Here is a 15,095-nt window from a genome sequence, read left to right as displayed (position 1 = left end):
CACATAAAGATATCTTTATGTCTTTATGTCAAGTCGTTACAAGCGCCATCCGGGCCGAGCCGCAAACCTCAGGATTGAGGTAAAACAGCAGTCTTTCCAAAAGGTTTCACGCCGAACCTGGCTCAGTGGCTCACCGGGCTGAGCAGGGCCTCGCCGGCGAAATGGCGGCGCAGGTTCTCGAAGGTCTGGGCGATCATCGACGGTAGAGAGCCCACCGTGCCCCCGGCGCTGTGCGGGGTCAGCACGGTGTTGGGCACGCCCTCCCAACGCTCCGGCGGCGTCGGCTCGGTGGCGAACACGTCCAGTCCGGCGCGGCCCAGGCGGCCGTCCTTCAGCGCCGCGATCAGGGCGTCCTCATCGATCACCGAGCCGCGCGAGACGTTGACGATCATCCCCTTGGGTCCCACCGCCTCGATCACCGCGGCGTTCACCGCCTGGCGGTTGGAGACATCGGCGCGGCAGGCCACCACCAGGATGTCGCAGTCAGCCGCCAGGGCCAGCAGGCTCTCGGCCCGCGGCCAGGCGGCGCCCGGCTTCGGCTTCGGTCCCCACCAGCTCACCGTCATGCCGAAGGCCTCGACCCGCTTGGCCACCGCCACCCCGATATGGCCCAGGCCCATGATCCCAACCCGCTGGCCCTTCATGCCCGGCCCGACCTCCATGCGGTCGTTGTTCCACACCCCGGCCCGGATCATGCGGTCGCCGGCCACGATGTTGCGCCAGGCGCCGATCAGCAGGCCCAGCGCATGGTCGGCCACATCCTCGGCGTTCAGTCCGTCGGCGTGGCTGACCTCGATCCCCCGCGCCCGGCACCAGGGCACGTCCACCCCGTCATAGCCGACGCTGACATTGGCGATCAGCTTCAGGTTCGGCAGGCTCTCCAGGAAGTCGGCGGTGAGATAGATCTCGCCGGCATGGACGATGGCCTCGACCGCCTGCGCGTCCCCGTCCGCCATCTCCCAGCGCCGCACGACGCGGTAGCCCTGCGCCTCCAGCCCCGCCTGCATCGGCGACAGCATCGGGTGCGAGATCAGCAGGGTATGGGGCATGGGGCTCTCCGGACGAACGATCCTCTATAGCCGGTCAGTCGACGCCCGCCAGCACCCCGCCCAGGATCTCGGTCAGCTTGCCGATCTCCGCCACCGATATGATCAGCGGCGGCGACAGGGCGATGGTGTCCCCGGTCGCCCGCACCAGCAGGCCGGCCTCCAGCGCTCTCACCAACACCTCATAGCCCCTCGCCCCCGGCGCTCCGTCGCGCGGCGAAAGCTCGATGGCGCCCATCAGGCCCACATTGCGGATGTCGATCACGTGGGCCTTCGTGTGCAGCCCGTGCAGCGCCGCCTCCCACAGCGGCGCCATGGCCGCGACGCGCGCGAACAGGTCCTCGCGGGCATAGATGTCCAGCACCGCCAGCCCGGCCGCGCAGGCCACAGGGTGGCCGGAATAGGTGTAGCCGTGGAAGAACTCGATCGCCCCCTCCGGCCCCTGCACCACCGCGTCGTGGACGCTCCGCTTCACGAACACCGCCCCCATGGGAATGACCCCGTTGGTTAGCCCCTTGGCCGTGGTCATGATGTCCGGCGTCACCCCGAAGGCCTGGGCCGCGAAGGGCGCGCCGATCCGCCCGAACCCGGTGATCACCTCGTCGAAGATCAGCAGGAGGCCGTGCCGGTCGCAGATCTCCCGCAACCGCGCCAGATACCCCACCGGCGGCGGCAGCACTCCGGCCGATCCCGCCACCGGCTCGACGATCACCGCGGCGATGGTCTCGGCCCCGTGCAGGGCGATCAGCCCCTCCAGCGCATCGGCCTTCTCCGCGCCATGGGCCGGCAGCCCGCGCGAGAACGCGTTGCGCGCCAGGTCGTAGGTCGAGGGCAGGTGATCGACCCCCGGCAGGGTGACGAAGGTCCGCCGGTTGTTCACCAGGCCGCCCACCGACAGGCCGCCGAACCCGACCCCGTGATAGCCCTTCTCCCGGCCGATCAGCTTGGTCCTCTGCCCCTCCCCGCGCGCCCGGTGATAGGCCATGGCGATCTTCAGGGCCGTATCCACCGACTCCGAGCCGGAGTTGGTGAAGAACACCCGGTCCATGCCCGCAGGCGCGATCTGGGTCAGCCGCTGGGCGAACTCGAAGCCAGGCGCATGGCCCATCTGGAAGGACGGCGCGAAATCCAGGGTCATCAGCTGGCGATGCACGGCCTCGGCGATCTCGGCCCGCCCGTGCCCGGCGTTGACGCACCAGAGCCCCGAGGTCCCGTCCAGCACCTCCTCGCCATCGGCCGTGCGGTAGTACATGCCGCTAGCCTGCGCGAGCAGGCGCGGATCGGCCTTGAACTGCCGGTTGGCGGTGAAGGGCATCCACCAGGCCGCGAGGTCGGGGCGGTTGTCTCCGAAATCGGCGCTCATGCTCGGATCTCCTCGGGGCGACAGGCAATCATGTTCGGCCAGCAACCGCCAGCCGCCGCCTTGCGCAGGCCTGGGCCTTGCCCCTATCTGCCAGGCCATTGAAGCGCCGCCGCTGACCGGCGCCCCATTTCAAGGACGCCATTCATGCAGACCCATCGCCTCGGCAAGAGCGCCATCGTCGTATCCAAGATCTGCATGGGGACCATGACCTTCGGCTCCCAGGTCGACGAGGCCGCCTCCCACCGCATCCTCGACAAGTCCCTGGAGGCCGGGATCAACTTCTTCGACGCCGCCGAGAACTATCCGGTGCCCCCCAGCGAGGAATGGGCCGGCCGCACCGAGGAGATCGTCGGCCGCTGGCTGAAGACCAAGCGCCGCGACGAGGTGATCATCGCCACCAAGGTCTGCGGCCCCAGCCACGGCTGGATCAAGGGCGCCCAGAGGGCCGGCATGACCGCGCTGGACCGCCACAACATCACCCGCGCCGTCGAGGCCAGCCTGCAACGCCTGGGGACCGACTATATCGACCTCTACCAGACCCACTGGCCCGATCACGACATCGCCTATGACGAGACCATGGAGACCCTCGACGACCTGATCCGCGAGGGCAAGGTGCGGACCATCGGCTGCAGCAACGAGACCACCTGGGGCCTGATGAAGAGCGTGGCGGCGTCCGAGCGCCTCGGCGTCGCGCGCTACCAGACCATCCAGAACAACTTCAGCCTCAACAACCGCCGCTTCGAGGACGAACTGGCCCAGGCCTGCCGCAAGGAGGGCGTCAGCCTGATCCCCTACTCGCCCCTGGCCGGCGGCGTGCTGTCGGGCAAGTACCAGGGCGGGGCGACGCCCGAGGGCGCGCGGTTCTCCCGCTACATCGCGCAGGGCGGCCGCCAGGCGGTGATGGCCAAGCGCTTCGTCAACGAGAAGTCCCTGGCCTCCACCGAGCGCTTCGCCGCGGTCGCCGCCGAGGCCGGGATGAGCCCGGTGACGCTGGCCACCGCCTGGAGCAAGCAGCACGACTTCGTGGCCTCCACCATCGTCGGCGTCTCCAAGGAAGAGCAACTCCCCGACATCTTCGCCGCCGCCGACGTGACGCTGTCGAAAGAGGTCCTCACCAAGATCGACGCCATCTCCAAGGAAATCCCGTACCCGATGGGCTAGTTCGAGTTCGGCTATGTGCGTCCTTCTCCCCTTGCGGGAGAAGGACGCACATAGGCCAATTCTACCGCACCACCCCCGCCACCCCGTTCAGCCGCGCCCAACTCCGGGCGTAGGCTGAGCCGCCGGGCCGCGCGGGCGCCAGCGCCGCCGCCCACCGCGCCTCGGCCGCCTCGGCCGCCCGCCAGCAGTCGGCCACCGCCGCCGCGAGATCATCGGCCCCCTCGATCCGCGCCCGGAACCCCGCCTCCAGCGCGTCGCGCTCGGCCGCGATCAGCGCCATCCCCGCCGCATGGTCGGCCAGCAGCGCCCGGTGCAGCCGCTCGTGCCGCCACCACAGGCTCTGATCGTCATAGGTGTCCGACGGCGCAGTCCCCACCGGCGGCGCACCCGCCTCGAACAGCACCGGCTTGAACAGGCTCGTGCAGGGCGCCGAGGTGGCCGTCACCCAGTGGACCGCCCGCTCGGCCCCCACCTCCGACACCATCGACGCCACCGACTGGCTGCGACGCGGCCCCGAGGCGGCATGCATGCAGATCGTCCGTCCCACGGTGTTGTCCGGGCTCCAGTCGGCGCCCTCGCCATGGTCGCGCAGGATGGCCATCATCGCGCCGGGCGTCAGCGCATCCCCCGCCCCGTCCAGCAGCGCCTGCCCCCGCGCGCACCGCCCGCGCCCGAAGCTGACGGCGTCGCGCGCCTCGTCGATCAGGTGGGCCGCGACGTCGAACCGCCCCGTCCCCTGCGCCGCCAGTCCGGCGCTGATGTCCGACCACCCCGCCCCGATCGAATAGGCGTTGGACAGCGAGCGGCGCCCGGCCACCGTCTCCACCACCCAGTCGCGCCCCACGGTCTCCAGCACATAGGCCTCGGTGGCGTCGGCGATGATGAAGCCGTTGTGATAGTAGAACCGCCCCAGATGCCCGCAGTCGCCGCCCTGGCCGTGCCGCTCCAGCAGGCCGATGATCACCGCCAGCGCCTCGGCCGCCGTGGCCCCCCGCTCCAGCCCCAGCCTCACCAGGTCCATGCCGGTCAGGGCGCGGCGCCGCTGGGCCGGGACGCGGGCGTGCAGCGCCTCGTTGCCGATCACCACCCCATGCTCATTGGCGCCCATCTCCGCCCCCCACATCCAGCAGGGCCGGCTGATCAGGCAGGCATGGGTCTGCGCCACATCGGGGATGGCGATATAGGTGAGCTTCAGGTCCCCGCCGCCCCGCCGCCGCGGCTGCATCTCCAGCACCTGCGCCTCATTGCGCTCCCGGTCGCTGTTCTTGCCGAACAGCAGCTTTCCGCGCGGGGTCTCGGAGGCCAGGGCTACCAGGGTGTCGCACATGGGGTGAGCTTATCGGGACCGCGCCCCCTTGCCACCCCGCCCCGCAGGTCCAAACTAAGGTCAAAGCCAGGGGAGGCGACAATCGCCGCAGCAGCAGCCCAGAACACCGGCGCCGAGTTCGAGGATGAGGGCGTGGTCGCCGCCTATGTTCACCGCACCCCCTATCCTCCGGCCTTGTTCGAGCGCCTGCTGCAACTCACCCCCGGTCGCGGCCGTCTGCTCGACCTCGGCTGCGGCCCCGGCAAACTGACCCACGGCCTCGCCCCACACTTCGCGCAGGTGCTGGCCGTCGATCCCTCCGCCGCCATGCTGCGGCTGGCCCAGCGCCTCGACGCCGGCGCCAACCGCCACATCGCCTGGACGGAAGCCTTCGCCGAGGACGTCCCCCTCCCCGCCGGTCTCGACCTGATCGTCGCCGGCGCCAGCATCCACTGGATGGACGCCCCGCGTCTCTTCCCCCGCCTCGCCGCCGCACTCGCGCCGACAGGCCAGATGGCCATCCTTGGCGGCGACGGCCCCGCCGCCGCGCCCTGGATCGCCGCCTGGAACCAGACCATCGTCGACTGGGTCGGCAAGCTGGGCGGTCAGTGGAACGACCCCGGCCACACCGCCCGCGTCACCGGCCACCAGCCCTGGTTCGACCTGGTGGCCACCGAGGTCTTCACCGCCCCCATCGTCCGGTCGGTCGACGACCTGATCGAGGCCGAGCACTCCCGCGCCACCTGGTCCCGCACCAAGCTGGGCCCGCTCGCCGACGCCTTCGGCGCCGACCTGCGCGCCGTCGTCGCCCCCTATGTCACCGACGGCAAGGTGGCGTTCGAGATCAGCTCGACCCTCTGGTGGGGGACACCGCGGAGCGTGGCAGCCTAAAGTGGATGCCGGTTCGGGCCCCCGCCACGCGACAACTAAAAATGGCGACACCCCGCCCCGCTTGACCGACTCCCGTCGCGCGATCAAAACCAGCCATGATCCGCCTCATCGCCACCGACCTCGACGGCACCCTGCTGCGCCGGGACGGCTCGATCTCGGCCCGCACCCGGACGGCGCTGGCCAACGCCCGCGAGGCCGGCATGGTCGTGGCCTTCGTCACCGCCCGGCCGCCGCGGGATGTGCATCACATCGCCGAGGACCTGGGGATCACCGGCATGGCCGTCTGCTCCAACGGCGCCCTGCTCTATGACGTCGCGGCCAACCAGGTGATGCGCCAGGAGGCCCTGCCCACCGCCATCGCCCTGCAGCTGGTCGCCGAGCTTCGCGACCGTGACCCGCACTTCAGCTTCGCCACCGAGCACGGCCACAAGGTGGGCCGGGAGGCGGCCTTCCCCACAGCCATGTTCGACGGCTTCGTCCACCACCACGAGCCCCGGATCGACGCGGTTCACATCCTCTGCGACGAGGACCTGATCAAGATCCTGGTCCACCACCCGGTCCACGAGATCGACGACCTGCACGCCCTGATCCGCGCACTGGCCGGCGACCGGGTCTCCGTCACCCACTCCGGCGCCCCCTTCGTGGAGTTCGGGGCGCTGGGGGTGTCCAAGGCCAGCGGCCTGCTGCACCTGGGGGAGCTGCTGGAGATCGGCGCCCACGAGATCGTGGCCTTCGGCGACATGCCCAACGACATCCCGATGCTCACCGCCGCCGGCCGCGGCATCGCCGTCGCCAACGCCCATGCCCACGTCCTGGCCGCCGTCACCGAGACCACCGCCACCAACGAGGATGACGGCGTGGCCCGGGTGATCGAAACCCTGCTGAGCTAAGGCGACGCCCTCCGAATTCTAAGCGGGGCTGTCGGAACAATGCCGGAGTCTGAGCGCTGTTCAGCCTCAATCTCCGGAGAAACATGATGCGAATGACAATGGGGACCCTTGCGGGGGCCGCGCTCACCCTGGCCCTCATGGGCGCCTGTTCCAAACCCGCCTCAGAGACGGCCACTGACACCTCGGCCGCCGCCGCCGACGCCAGCGCCAGTATCGCGGCCCCCGGCGGCGTCGTCTCGCCGCCCGCCGACAACGCCGCCATCAACACCGGCGCCAACCCCTCCGACGCCATGACCGAGGCGGCCTCCAACTCCTTCACCGAGGGTCAGGCCAAGGGGCGCATCGAGGACGCGGGCTACACCGAGGTCACCGGCCTGGCCAAGGGCACGGACGGCATGTGGACCGCCAAGGCCATGAAGGACGGCAAGACCATGGACGTCTCGCTCGACTTCAAGGGCGCCGTCACCGCCAGCTAACCCTCAAGCCCAGGAGTTCATCATGACCCGCACCATTTCCCGCCTGTTCAACACCCACACCCAAGCCATGACCGCCGTTTCCGAGCTGGAACGCGCGGGCGTCCCGCACCACGACATCAGCCTGGTGGCCAGCAACGCCGACAATTGGCACGACGGCCACCGGCACCACACCGCCGACGTCGAAAAGGACAATGAGACCGCCGAAGGCGCCGCCGAGGGCGCGACTGCCGGCGGCCTGATCGGCGCCGGCGGCGGCCTGCTGGCCGGCCTCGGCATGCTGGCCATCCCCGGCCTCGGGCCCGTGGTCGCGGCCGGCTGGCTGGTCTCCACCGTCGTCGGCGCCGCGGCTGGCGCAGCAGCGGGCGCGGCCACCGGCGGCGTGCTGGGCGCCCTGAAGGACGCCGGCCATTCCGACGAGGACGCCCAGGTCTATGCCGAGGGCGTCCGTCGCGGCGGGACCCTGGTCAGCGTCAAGGCCAAGGACGAGGACGCCGCCCACGTCGACCAGATCCTCAACCAGCACCAGGGCGTCGACGCCTTGGCGCGAGGCTCCGAATACCGCGCCGAAGGCTGGAGCCGCTTCGATGTCGGGGCGGCCCCCTACACCGCCGACGAAGTCATCCGAGAGCGCCAGCGCTACGGCGAGAGCCGGTCCTTCGCCAACCAGGACGCCCGCGACGACAGCCTCGCGGAAGAGCGCGATCGCCGCGCCGACAGCCCGGGCATCACCACGCCCATCCGCGGCACGGACATCTAGGTCGAAAGCGCCGCAAAAGCCCACGGCGCCAAGAACCGCCAGGCCCCCCGGCTCGCACCGGGGGGCCTTTTGGCGTGTGCCGTGATCGGCGGCATCCGTGGTTCTCCTTCTCCCCCTGCCGGAGAAGGAGCCTAACCCAGCAACTGCCCCGCCAACCCACCGGCCCCGAGCACCAGCGCCAGCCAGGTCAGCGTCATCCCGGCCGCTCGGGGCTTGCTCTGCGCCCCGGTCAGCATGCCGAAGGCATGGATCGCCCGTCCCACCACCAGACTGACCGCGCAGGTCCAGACTACCCAGGCCCTTGCCCCGTTCACCTCCGCCAGCCCGATGACGATCAGGGCCGCCGGCACATATTCCACGAAATTCGCCTGGGCCCGGATGCGGGCCAGAAGCACTTGGTCGCGTCCGTCTCCCAGCAGGACTTTGGCGCTGAACCGCCGCATCGAGACTGGGATGCTGAGCCCCACCAGGGCCAGAGCGCTCGCCGCGGCGAGCACCGATGTGATCGGCGCCAAAACCATCTTCATCTCCCCACCGAGACCTTGATGCCTGGCACCCTGTCGCGCTAACTTGCGTTTTACAAGTTCCATTCGAGACCTTGATGAGCAACCGCTTTCGCTCTGACTGCCCGATCGCGTCGGCCCTGGATGTCGTTGGCGACAAGTGGTCCCTGGTGGTCATCCGCTCCATGATGCTGGGCGCTCGCAGCTTCCAGGACTTCCATCGCGGCCCGGAAAAGATCGCCACCAACATCTTGTCCGACCGACTGGCGCGGCTCACCGCCTGGGGACTCATCGAGGAGACCGAGCCTCGTCCCGGCGCGCGGGGCGGCTACCGGCTCACCCCGGCCGGTGCCGACCTCCTGCCCCTGCTCCAGGCCGCCGCCCGCTGGGGTGAGGCCCACCTGGAGGATCGCCGCGCGATCCCGGATTGGTTCCTGAAAGCCACGCCCGGCGACTTCCTGCCCGAGCCGCCACCACCCACTAGAGCGACGCCGTCGGGGGGATGACCGAGACCTCGCCGGGTGAGTTGGTGAACTTTTCCTCCCCCTTTCCGTTCCGCTCCACAGGGGCGGAAAATCCTCACCTAACCCCCGCCCTCTTTCCTCCCCCGCTCCGCTGCACAGGGGAGGAAAGGCTATCCCCCAAGCTTGACCTCACGCCCCACCCCGGCCACAAGCCCCCTAGGCAAGCGTCCGAGGCGGCTTACAAATATCGCGCTCGCCCCTAGCGCCCGCACCAAGTCGCGGGATCGCGGCCCTGCGCGGCCGAGCCATCTCGACGGACTCTCCCCATGACCACCCCGCCTGTCGCCCTGACGCGCGACCGCGATTTCATGAAGCTGTGGGCGGCCCAGGCGGTCTCCACCTTCGGCGCCCGCATCACCCGCGAGGGCCTGCCGATGACGGCGGTCATGACCCTGGGCGCCAGCCCGGCGACGCTCGGCGTGCTGGCCGCGCTGTCCTACGGCCCGGCCTTCTTCGTCGGCCTGTTCGGCGGCGGCTTTGTCGATCGCCGCCACCGCCGCCCGATCCTGATCGCCACCGACCTGATCCGCGCCGCGGTGCTGATCACCGTGCCGATCGCCGCCTGGCTGGGCTGGCTTTCCCTCTGGCAGGTGTTCGCCGCCGCGGCCCTGGTGGGCGCCGCCAGCGTGCTCTTCGACATGGCCGACCATGCCTATCTCCCGGCCCTGATCGGAACCGAGCGGCTGGTGGACGGCAATTCCAAGCTCTCGGCCACGGAGTCGGTGGCCGAGCTCGGCGGCCCGGCCCTGGCGGGCCTGCTGTTCCAGTGGCTCACCGCCCCCTTCGCCATCGCGGTCAATGCTGTGACCTACCTGGTCTCGGCCGTCTTCCTGATGGGCATCAAGAAGGTCGAGCCCGACCCTGAACCCGTGCCGCCGCAACACTGGGTGGCCGACCTGACCCAGGGCTTCCGGGTCGCCGGGGCCGACGCGCGCGTCCGGCCCCTGCTGGTGATGACCGCCACCAACGGCCTGTTCGGCGGCGGTTTCGCGGCGCTTTACCTGCTGTTCGCCTTGCGCACCCTGAACCTGACGCCCGCCATGCTGGGGATCACTGTGGCCTTCGGCGGCCTCGGCGCCCTGATCGGCGCGGGCCTCGCCGCCCCCGTCGCCAGGCGCCTCGGCGCGGGCCCCGCCATCCTGGTCATGGCCCTGGCCTCAGCCGGCAGCGCCCTGCTGATCCCGCTCTCGCCCGCCGCCCCCCTCGTCGGCATGACGATGCTGATCGCCGCCCAGCTGCTGGGGGACTCCACCGCCGTCATCCACACCATCCTGGCCGCCAGTCTGCGCCAGACCGTCCTGCCCCAGGAGACCCTGGGCCGCGCGGCCGGCGCCTTCAAGGCGGCCGGCGGCGGAACCATGCTGGTGGGCGCCCTGGCCTTCGGCGCGCTCGGCAATGTCATCGGCGTCCGCGAAACCCTGTTCATCGCCGCGGCAGGCCTGGCGGTGGGGCCCCTGATCGCGCTCACCTCCCCCGCCCTGCGTCGGGTGAAGTTGATCGAGCTGGACGCCTGACGCAGAACCCTCTCCCCCTGAAGGGGGGCGAGGGTTCAAGCCTCCGGGGTGAATTCCACCGGCATTGAGCGGATCGCGTAGACGAAATTGTTGGGCGCCACGTCCATCGGGCCCGACTGGTGGATGTCGGGGAAGCGGCCCAGAATCTGGCGGTAGACAGCCTCCAGCTGCAGCTGCGCCACCCGCTTGCCGATGCAGGTGTGGGGGCCGTAGCCGAAGGCGATGTGCTTGTCGGCGTTGGCCCGGGTGACGTCCAGGCGGTCGGGGTCGGCGAACACCGCGGCGTCGCGGTTGGCGGCGCCGTAGTACATGACCACCTTCTCCCCCTCCGCGATCTGCTGGCCGGCCACCTCGACGTCGCGGGTCGCGGTGCGGCGCATGTAGATCACCGGGCTGATCATGCGGATGAACTCGTTGACCGCGCCGGGCATCAGCTCGGGACGGGCGATCAGCTTGGCCTTCTCCTCGGGGAAGTCGCTCAGCAGCTTCATCGAGCCGGAGATGGTGTTGCGGGTGGTGTCGTTGCCGGCGAACACGATCAGCAGCCAGGAGCCGTCCAGGTATTCGTCGGACAGCAGGTCGCCGTCCACCTGGGCCTTGGCGATCGCGCTCATCAGGTCGGCCTGGGGATCCAGGCGGCGCTTGTGCAGCATGTGCCGGCCGTAATCGAACATCTCCTGGATCGAGGCGGTGAAGGCGTCGAGGAAGGCCTTCATCTCCGGCGGCACCTCGGCGGCGGCGCTCTCCAGCCCGCCGCCCGCGCCACTGCGCTCGGCGGCGAAGGAGTTGGCCATTTCCAGGAAATGCATCCAGGTCAGGAACTTGGGCCGATCTTCTACGGGAACCCCGAGGATCTCGCAGAGGGTGAACAGCGGCAGGTGGGCCGACACCGCCTGCACCAGATCCACCCGGCCCTGCTTGGCCATGGCGTCCAGCAGGCGGGTCACCTCGCCCTCCACCCGGTCGGTCAGGCCGCGCAGATAGGCGGGCGTGAAATAGGGCATGTGCTCGCGGCGCAGCTGCATGTGCATCGGCGCATCCATGTTGATCATGGTGTCCAGGCTGGCGCGGGCCAGCTGCATCTCCGAGCGCTGGTGGCTCATCAGGATGCCGCCCCGCTGCGAGGAGAAGGTCTCGTAATCGGCGTTCACACGCATGACGTCCTCATGCCGGGTGAGCGCCCAGAAGCCCGGCCGGTCCTCGGGCTCGGACATCCAAGCGATGGGCGAGGCCTTGCGCATCTGCGCGAAGGCTTCCATCGGCGGCCCCTTGGTGAAGGCCTCGGGGTTCCAGAGCTCGACGGGGCTCGGCGGAAAGACCGGCTTGTGGGCCGGGCCCTTGGGGCCGCCAACTTCCACGGTGTCACTGATCAGAAGCATGGCGGTTTCTCCGGTTTTCGAGCCTGGAATCGACCTTCGCTCTTTGACGTAACGCAACGCAAACGGCGCCCCTACGTCACCTGCGAATTCTTGTCGAAAGGATGATTGACGACGTCGTGCGCTCCACCCCGTCGATCAGGCCGATGTCGTCCAGCACCTGGTCCAGCTCCTCGATGGAGGCGGCGGCCACCATGACGATCATGTCGAAGGGCCCCGACACCGAGTGCAGGGCCTCCACCTGGGGCATGGCGCGCAAGGCAGCCTCGATATGTCGGGCGGCCTTGGGCGCCGCCGTCACCAGAACATGTCCCCGTACGATCCTGGATTCCAACGGCTTTCCCAGCGCGATGGTGAACCCTGCGATCACCCCCGCGGTCACAAGTCGGTCAATGCGCGTCTGCACCGTCGTGCGCGAAACGCCGAGCCGTTTGGCCAGGGTCGAGGTGGGCAGCCGCGAGTCGATCTCCAGCAACCGCACCAGGGCCAGGTCGCGGGCGTCCAGCTTCATATCGTCGGTAGTACTAGTCATATCGCTCATCTGACTGCGCATTTCTGACACTATGTCTGTTCAAATCGCTCCGAAATGACCGCACCGTCAAGCTCTCAAGAGGGAGGTGCGACATGTGCGGGATCGTGGTCATCGGCGGCGGCAAGATCGGCGGCGTCATCGCCCAGATGCTGGCCGAGAGCGGCGACTATGCCGTGACCCTTGTCGACCTGTCGGCGGCGGCGCTGCAGGGACTTGTCCTCCATCCACGGCTGTCGACATGTGTGCTGGACGTCACCGACGCGGACGCCCTGGACGCCGCCCTGACCGGCGCCTTCGCCGTCCTGTCGGCCGCCCCCTTCCACCTGACCAGCGCGGTGGCCCAGGCCGCCGCCCGGGTCGGCTGCCACTATCTCGACCTCACCGAGGACGTCGCCACCACCAAGATGGTCAAGGCCCTGGCGGCCACCGCCAAGGGCGCCTTCATACCCCAGTGCGGCTTGGCGCCTGGCTTCATCTCAATCGCCGGCGCCGACCTGGCCCGCGGCTTCGACCGGGTCGACGAGCTGCGCCTGCGCGTCGGCGCCCTGCCCCGCTATCCCTCCAACAGTCTCGGCTACAATCTGACCTGGTCCACCGAGGGTGTGATCAACGAGTACTGCGAACCCTGCGAGGCCCTGGTGGAGGGCGAGCTGCGCGAGCTCCCGGCCCTGGAAGGCCTGGAGACCTTCAGCCTCGACGGCGTCACCTACGAGGCCTTCAACACCTCCGGCGGCCTGGGCTCCCTGGCTGAGGTTCTGGCGGGCAAGGCCCTGAACCTGAACTATAAATCGGTCCGCTATCCCGGCCATTGCGCCCTGATGCGCACCCTGCTGAACGACCTCAACCTGCGCCACCGGCGCGACCTGCTGAAGGACGTGCTGGAGGGCGCGGTCCCCGGCACCGAGCAGGACGTGGTGGTGTTCTTCGTCACCGCCTCGGGCAGGCGGGGCGACCGCCTGATGCAGGAGAGCTATGCCGGCAAGGTCATGGGCGAACACCATGGCGCCGGCTTCTGGAGCGCCATCCAGGTCACCACGGCGGCCGGCATCTGCACCGTGCTGGACCTGCTCGCCGCCGGCCGCCTGCCGCAACAGGGCTATGTCCGCCAGGAGGAGATCGCGCTCGCCGACGTCCTTTCCAACCGGTTCGGCAAGGCCTATCGCCAGCCAGGTGACCACCCGGCCGACGCCCCGGTCGCCGCCGTCGCCTGAGGAGCGCAGACATGAACGCCCGCCCCCTGCCCGCCGTCCGCGATGACGCGCTGGCGACGCTGACTGCCTTGGGCGTCGACCTCCCCGCCCTGGCCGGCGCCGATGTCCCGGCCCGCTCGCCCATCAACGGCGAGCTCATCGCCACCCTGCGCGCCACGCCCCCCGCCGAGGTGGACGCCGCCGTTGAGCGGGCCCACGCCGCCTTCCTCGAATGGCGCAAGGTCCCCGCCCCCCGGCGTGGCGAGCTGGTCCGCCTGTTCGGCGAGGAGCTACGGCTGGCCAAGGACCACCTCGGCCGCCTGGTCGCCCTGGAGGCCGGCAAGGTCACCTCCGAGGGCCTGGGCGAGGTCCAGGAGATGATCGACATCTGCGACTTCGCCACGGGCCTGTCGCGCCAGCTGCACGGCCTGACCATCGCCACCGAGCGGCCCGGTCACCGGATGATGGAGACCTGGCATCCGCTGGGGGTCTGCGGCGTCATCTCGGCCTTCAACTTCCCGGTCGCCGTCTGGTGCTGGAACGCGGCCCTGGCCCTGGTCTGCGGCGACCCCGTGGTCTGGAAGCCGTCGGAGAAGACCCCCCTCACCGCCCAGGGCGTGCAGGCGGTCTTTGAGAAGGCCGTGGCCCGCTTCGGCGACGCGCCCAACCACCTCGCCCAGGTGATCCAGGGCGGGGTCGAGGTCGGCACGGCCCTGGTGGCCCACCCCAAGATCGCCATCCTCTCGGCCACCGGCTCCACCGCCATGGGCCGGGCCGTGGCCCCGGTCCTGGCCGCCCGCTTCGCTCGCGCCATCCTGGAGCTGGGGGGCAACAACGCCGCCATCGTCGCCCCCTCCGCCGACCTGGAACTGGCCCTGCGCGGCATCGCCTTTTCCGCCATGGGCACGGCCGGCCAGCGCTGCACCACCCTGCGCCGGCTGTTCGTCCACGAGGATGTCGCCGACGCCCTGATCGACCGCCTGAAGGCCGTCTACGCCTCGGTTCCGGTGGGCGACCCGCGGGAGGCCGGAACCCTGCTGGGCCCGCTGATCGACGAGGCGGCCTATGACGGCATGCAGGCGGCCCTGGCCGAGTCGCAGGCCGCCGGCGGGACCGTCCATGGCGGCCACCGCGTCGAGCGCCCCGGCGTCTATGTCCGCCCCGCCCTGGTGGAGATGCCCAGCCAGACCGGCCCCATGCTGCGCGAGACCTTCGCCCCCATCCTCTACGTCGTCCGCTACCGTGATCTCGCCGAGGCCATCGCCCTGCAGAACGCCACGGCGGCCGGCCTGGCCTCCTCGATCTTCTCCAACGACGTCCGCGAAACCGAGCTGTTCATCAGCGACATCGGCTCCGACTGCGGCATCGCCAACGTCAACATCGGCCCCTCGGGCGCTGAGATCGGCGGAGCCTTCGGCGGCGAGAAGGAGACCGGCGGCGGCCGCGAGGCCGGCTCCGACAGCTGGAAGGCCTATATGCGCCGGGCCACCAACACCCTGAACTATTCACGCGACCTGCCCCTGGCCCAGGGCGTGACCTTCGACGTCTAGGCGTCGCTCTCACGGC

15 protein-coding genes are annotated in these 15,095 nt (G+C 69.9%); 9 read left to right on the top strand and 6 right to left on the bottom strand.

From position 1 onward, the window contains the following. Positions 1-122: 122 nt before the first annotated feature. Positions 123-1,049, bottom strand: a complete 927-nt coding sequence (locus Q7J39_RS13985) for a 2-hydroxyacid dehydrogenase (protein ID WP_304826095.1) — start codon at positions 1,047-1,049, stop codon at positions 123-125. Positions 1,050-1,083: 34 nt separating this feature from the next. Further along, positions 1,084-2,409 (bottom strand): aspartate aminotransferase family protein, encoded by a 1,326-nt coding sequence (locus Q7J39_RS13980; RefSeq protein WP_304826092.1) that lies wholly within the window; start codon positions 2,407-2,409, stop codon positions 1,084-1,086. 144 nt (positions 2,410-2,553) lie between these two features. Between Q7J39_RS13980 and Q7J39_RS13975 the strand changes: the two genes are divergently transcribed. Then, positions 2,554-3,570, top strand: a complete 1,017-nt coding sequence (locus tag Q7J39_RS13975; RefSeq protein WP_304826089.1) for an aldo/keto reductase — start codon at positions 2,554-2,556, stop codon at positions 3,568-3,570. Positions 3,571-3,631: 61 nt separating this feature from the next. On the opposite strand, the gene Q7J39_RS13970 is transcribed toward Q7J39_RS13975, so the two are convergent. Beyond that, entirely contained in the window at positions 3,632-4,897 is a 1,266-nt protein-coding gene (locus tag Q7J39_RS13970; protein ID WP_304826086.1) for a hypothetical protein, read from the bottom strand. Between the two features lie 132 nt (positions 4,898-5,029). Between Q7J39_RS13970 and Q7J39_RS13965 the strand changes: the two genes are divergently transcribed. The 4 genes from Q7J39_RS13965 (at position 5,030) to Q7J39_RS13950 (ending at position 7,890) form a co-directional block, all read left to right on the top strand. Then, positions 5,030-5,767 (top strand): trans-aconitate 2-methyltransferase, encoded by a 738-nt coding sequence (locus Q7J39_RS13965; protein ID WP_304826083.1) that lies wholly within the window; start codon positions 5,030-5,032, stop codon positions 5,765-5,767. Between the two features lie 95 nt (positions 5,768-5,862). Next, a complete protein-coding gene (locus Q7J39_RS13960; RefSeq protein ID WP_304826080.1) occupies positions 5,863-6,657 on the top strand; it encodes an HAD family hydrolase in 795 nt (264 codons plus the stop codon). A 92-nt stretch (positions 6,658-6,749) separates the two neighbouring features. Continuing rightward, positions 6,750-7,133, top strand: a complete 384-nt coding sequence (locus Q7J39_RS13955; RefSeq protein WP_304826077.1) for a hypothetical protein — start codon at positions 6,750-6,752, stop codon at positions 7,131-7,133. 22 nt (positions 7,134-7,155) lie between these two features. After that, positions 7,156-7,890, top strand: a complete 735-nt coding sequence (locus tag Q7J39_RS13950) for a hypothetical protein (RefSeq protein WP_304826074.1) — start codon at positions 7,156-7,158, stop codon at positions 7,888-7,890. A 131-nt stretch (positions 7,891-8,021) separates the two neighbouring features. Here the strand turns inward: Q7J39_RS13950 and Q7J39_RS13945 are convergent, their stop codons facing one another. Then, positions 8,022-8,405, bottom strand: coding sequence for an MAPEG family protein (locus Q7J39_RS13945; protein WP_304826071.1), 384 nt, complete (start codon positions 8,403-8,405; stop codon positions 8,022-8,024). 86 nt (positions 8,406-8,491) lie between these two features. Between Q7J39_RS13945 and Q7J39_RS13940 the strand changes: the two genes are divergently transcribed. Further along, the gene (locus Q7J39_RS13940; protein ID WP_304826068.1) at positions 8,492-8,899 is read left to right on the top strand and encodes a helix-turn-helix domain-containing protein; all 408 of its coding nucleotides are present in this window, start codon (positions 8,492-8,494) and stop codon (positions 8,897-8,899) included. A gap of 284 nt (positions 8,900-9,183) precedes the next feature. Further along, entirely contained in the window at positions 9,184-10,431 is a 1,248-nt protein-coding gene (locus Q7J39_RS13935; RefSeq protein ID WP_304826065.1) for an MFS transporter, read from the top strand. 35 nt (positions 10,432-10,466) lie between these two features. On the opposite strand, the gene Q7J39_RS13930 is transcribed toward Q7J39_RS13935, so the two are convergent. Beyond that, positions 10,467-11,810, bottom strand: a complete 1,344-nt coding sequence (locus Q7J39_RS13930; protein WP_304826062.1) for a cytochrome P450 — start codon at positions 11,808-11,810, stop codon at positions 10,467-10,469. Positions 11,811-11,886: 76 nt separating this feature from the next. Then, positions 11,887-12,339: an Lrp/AsnC family transcriptional regulator gene (locus Q7J39_RS13925; protein WP_304826059.1), complete on the bottom strand. Its 453-nt coding sequence runs from the start codon at positions 12,337-12,339 to the stop codon at positions 11,887-11,889. A 92-nt stretch (positions 12,340-12,431) separates the two neighbouring features. On the opposite strand from Q7J39_RS13925, the gene Q7J39_RS13920 reads away from it, so the two are divergent. Continuing rightward, the gene (locus Q7J39_RS13920; protein ID WP_304826056.1) at positions 12,432-13,550 is read left to right on the top strand and encodes a saccharopine dehydrogenase family protein; all 1,119 of its coding nucleotides are present in this window, start codon (positions 12,432-12,434) and stop codon (positions 13,548-13,550) included. A gap of 11 nt (positions 13,551-13,561) precedes the next feature. After that, positions 13,562-15,079 carry an aldehyde dehydrogenase family protein gene (locus Q7J39_RS13915; protein WP_304826053.1) on the top strand — a complete coding sequence of 506 codons (1,518 nt, stop codon included), beginning with the start codon at positions 13,562-13,564 and terminating at the stop codon, positions 15,077-15,079. Positions 15,080-15,095: the final 16 nt, after the last annotated feature.

Source organism: Phenylobacterium sp., from assembly GCF_030651185.1.
Classification (GTDB): Bacteria; Pseudomonadota; Alphaproteobacteria; order Caulobacterales; family Caulobacteraceae; genus Phenylobacterium.
The sequence above is the reverse complement of the archived record's forward strand: the minus strand, read 5'-3'. Positions and strand labels throughout refer to the sequence as shown.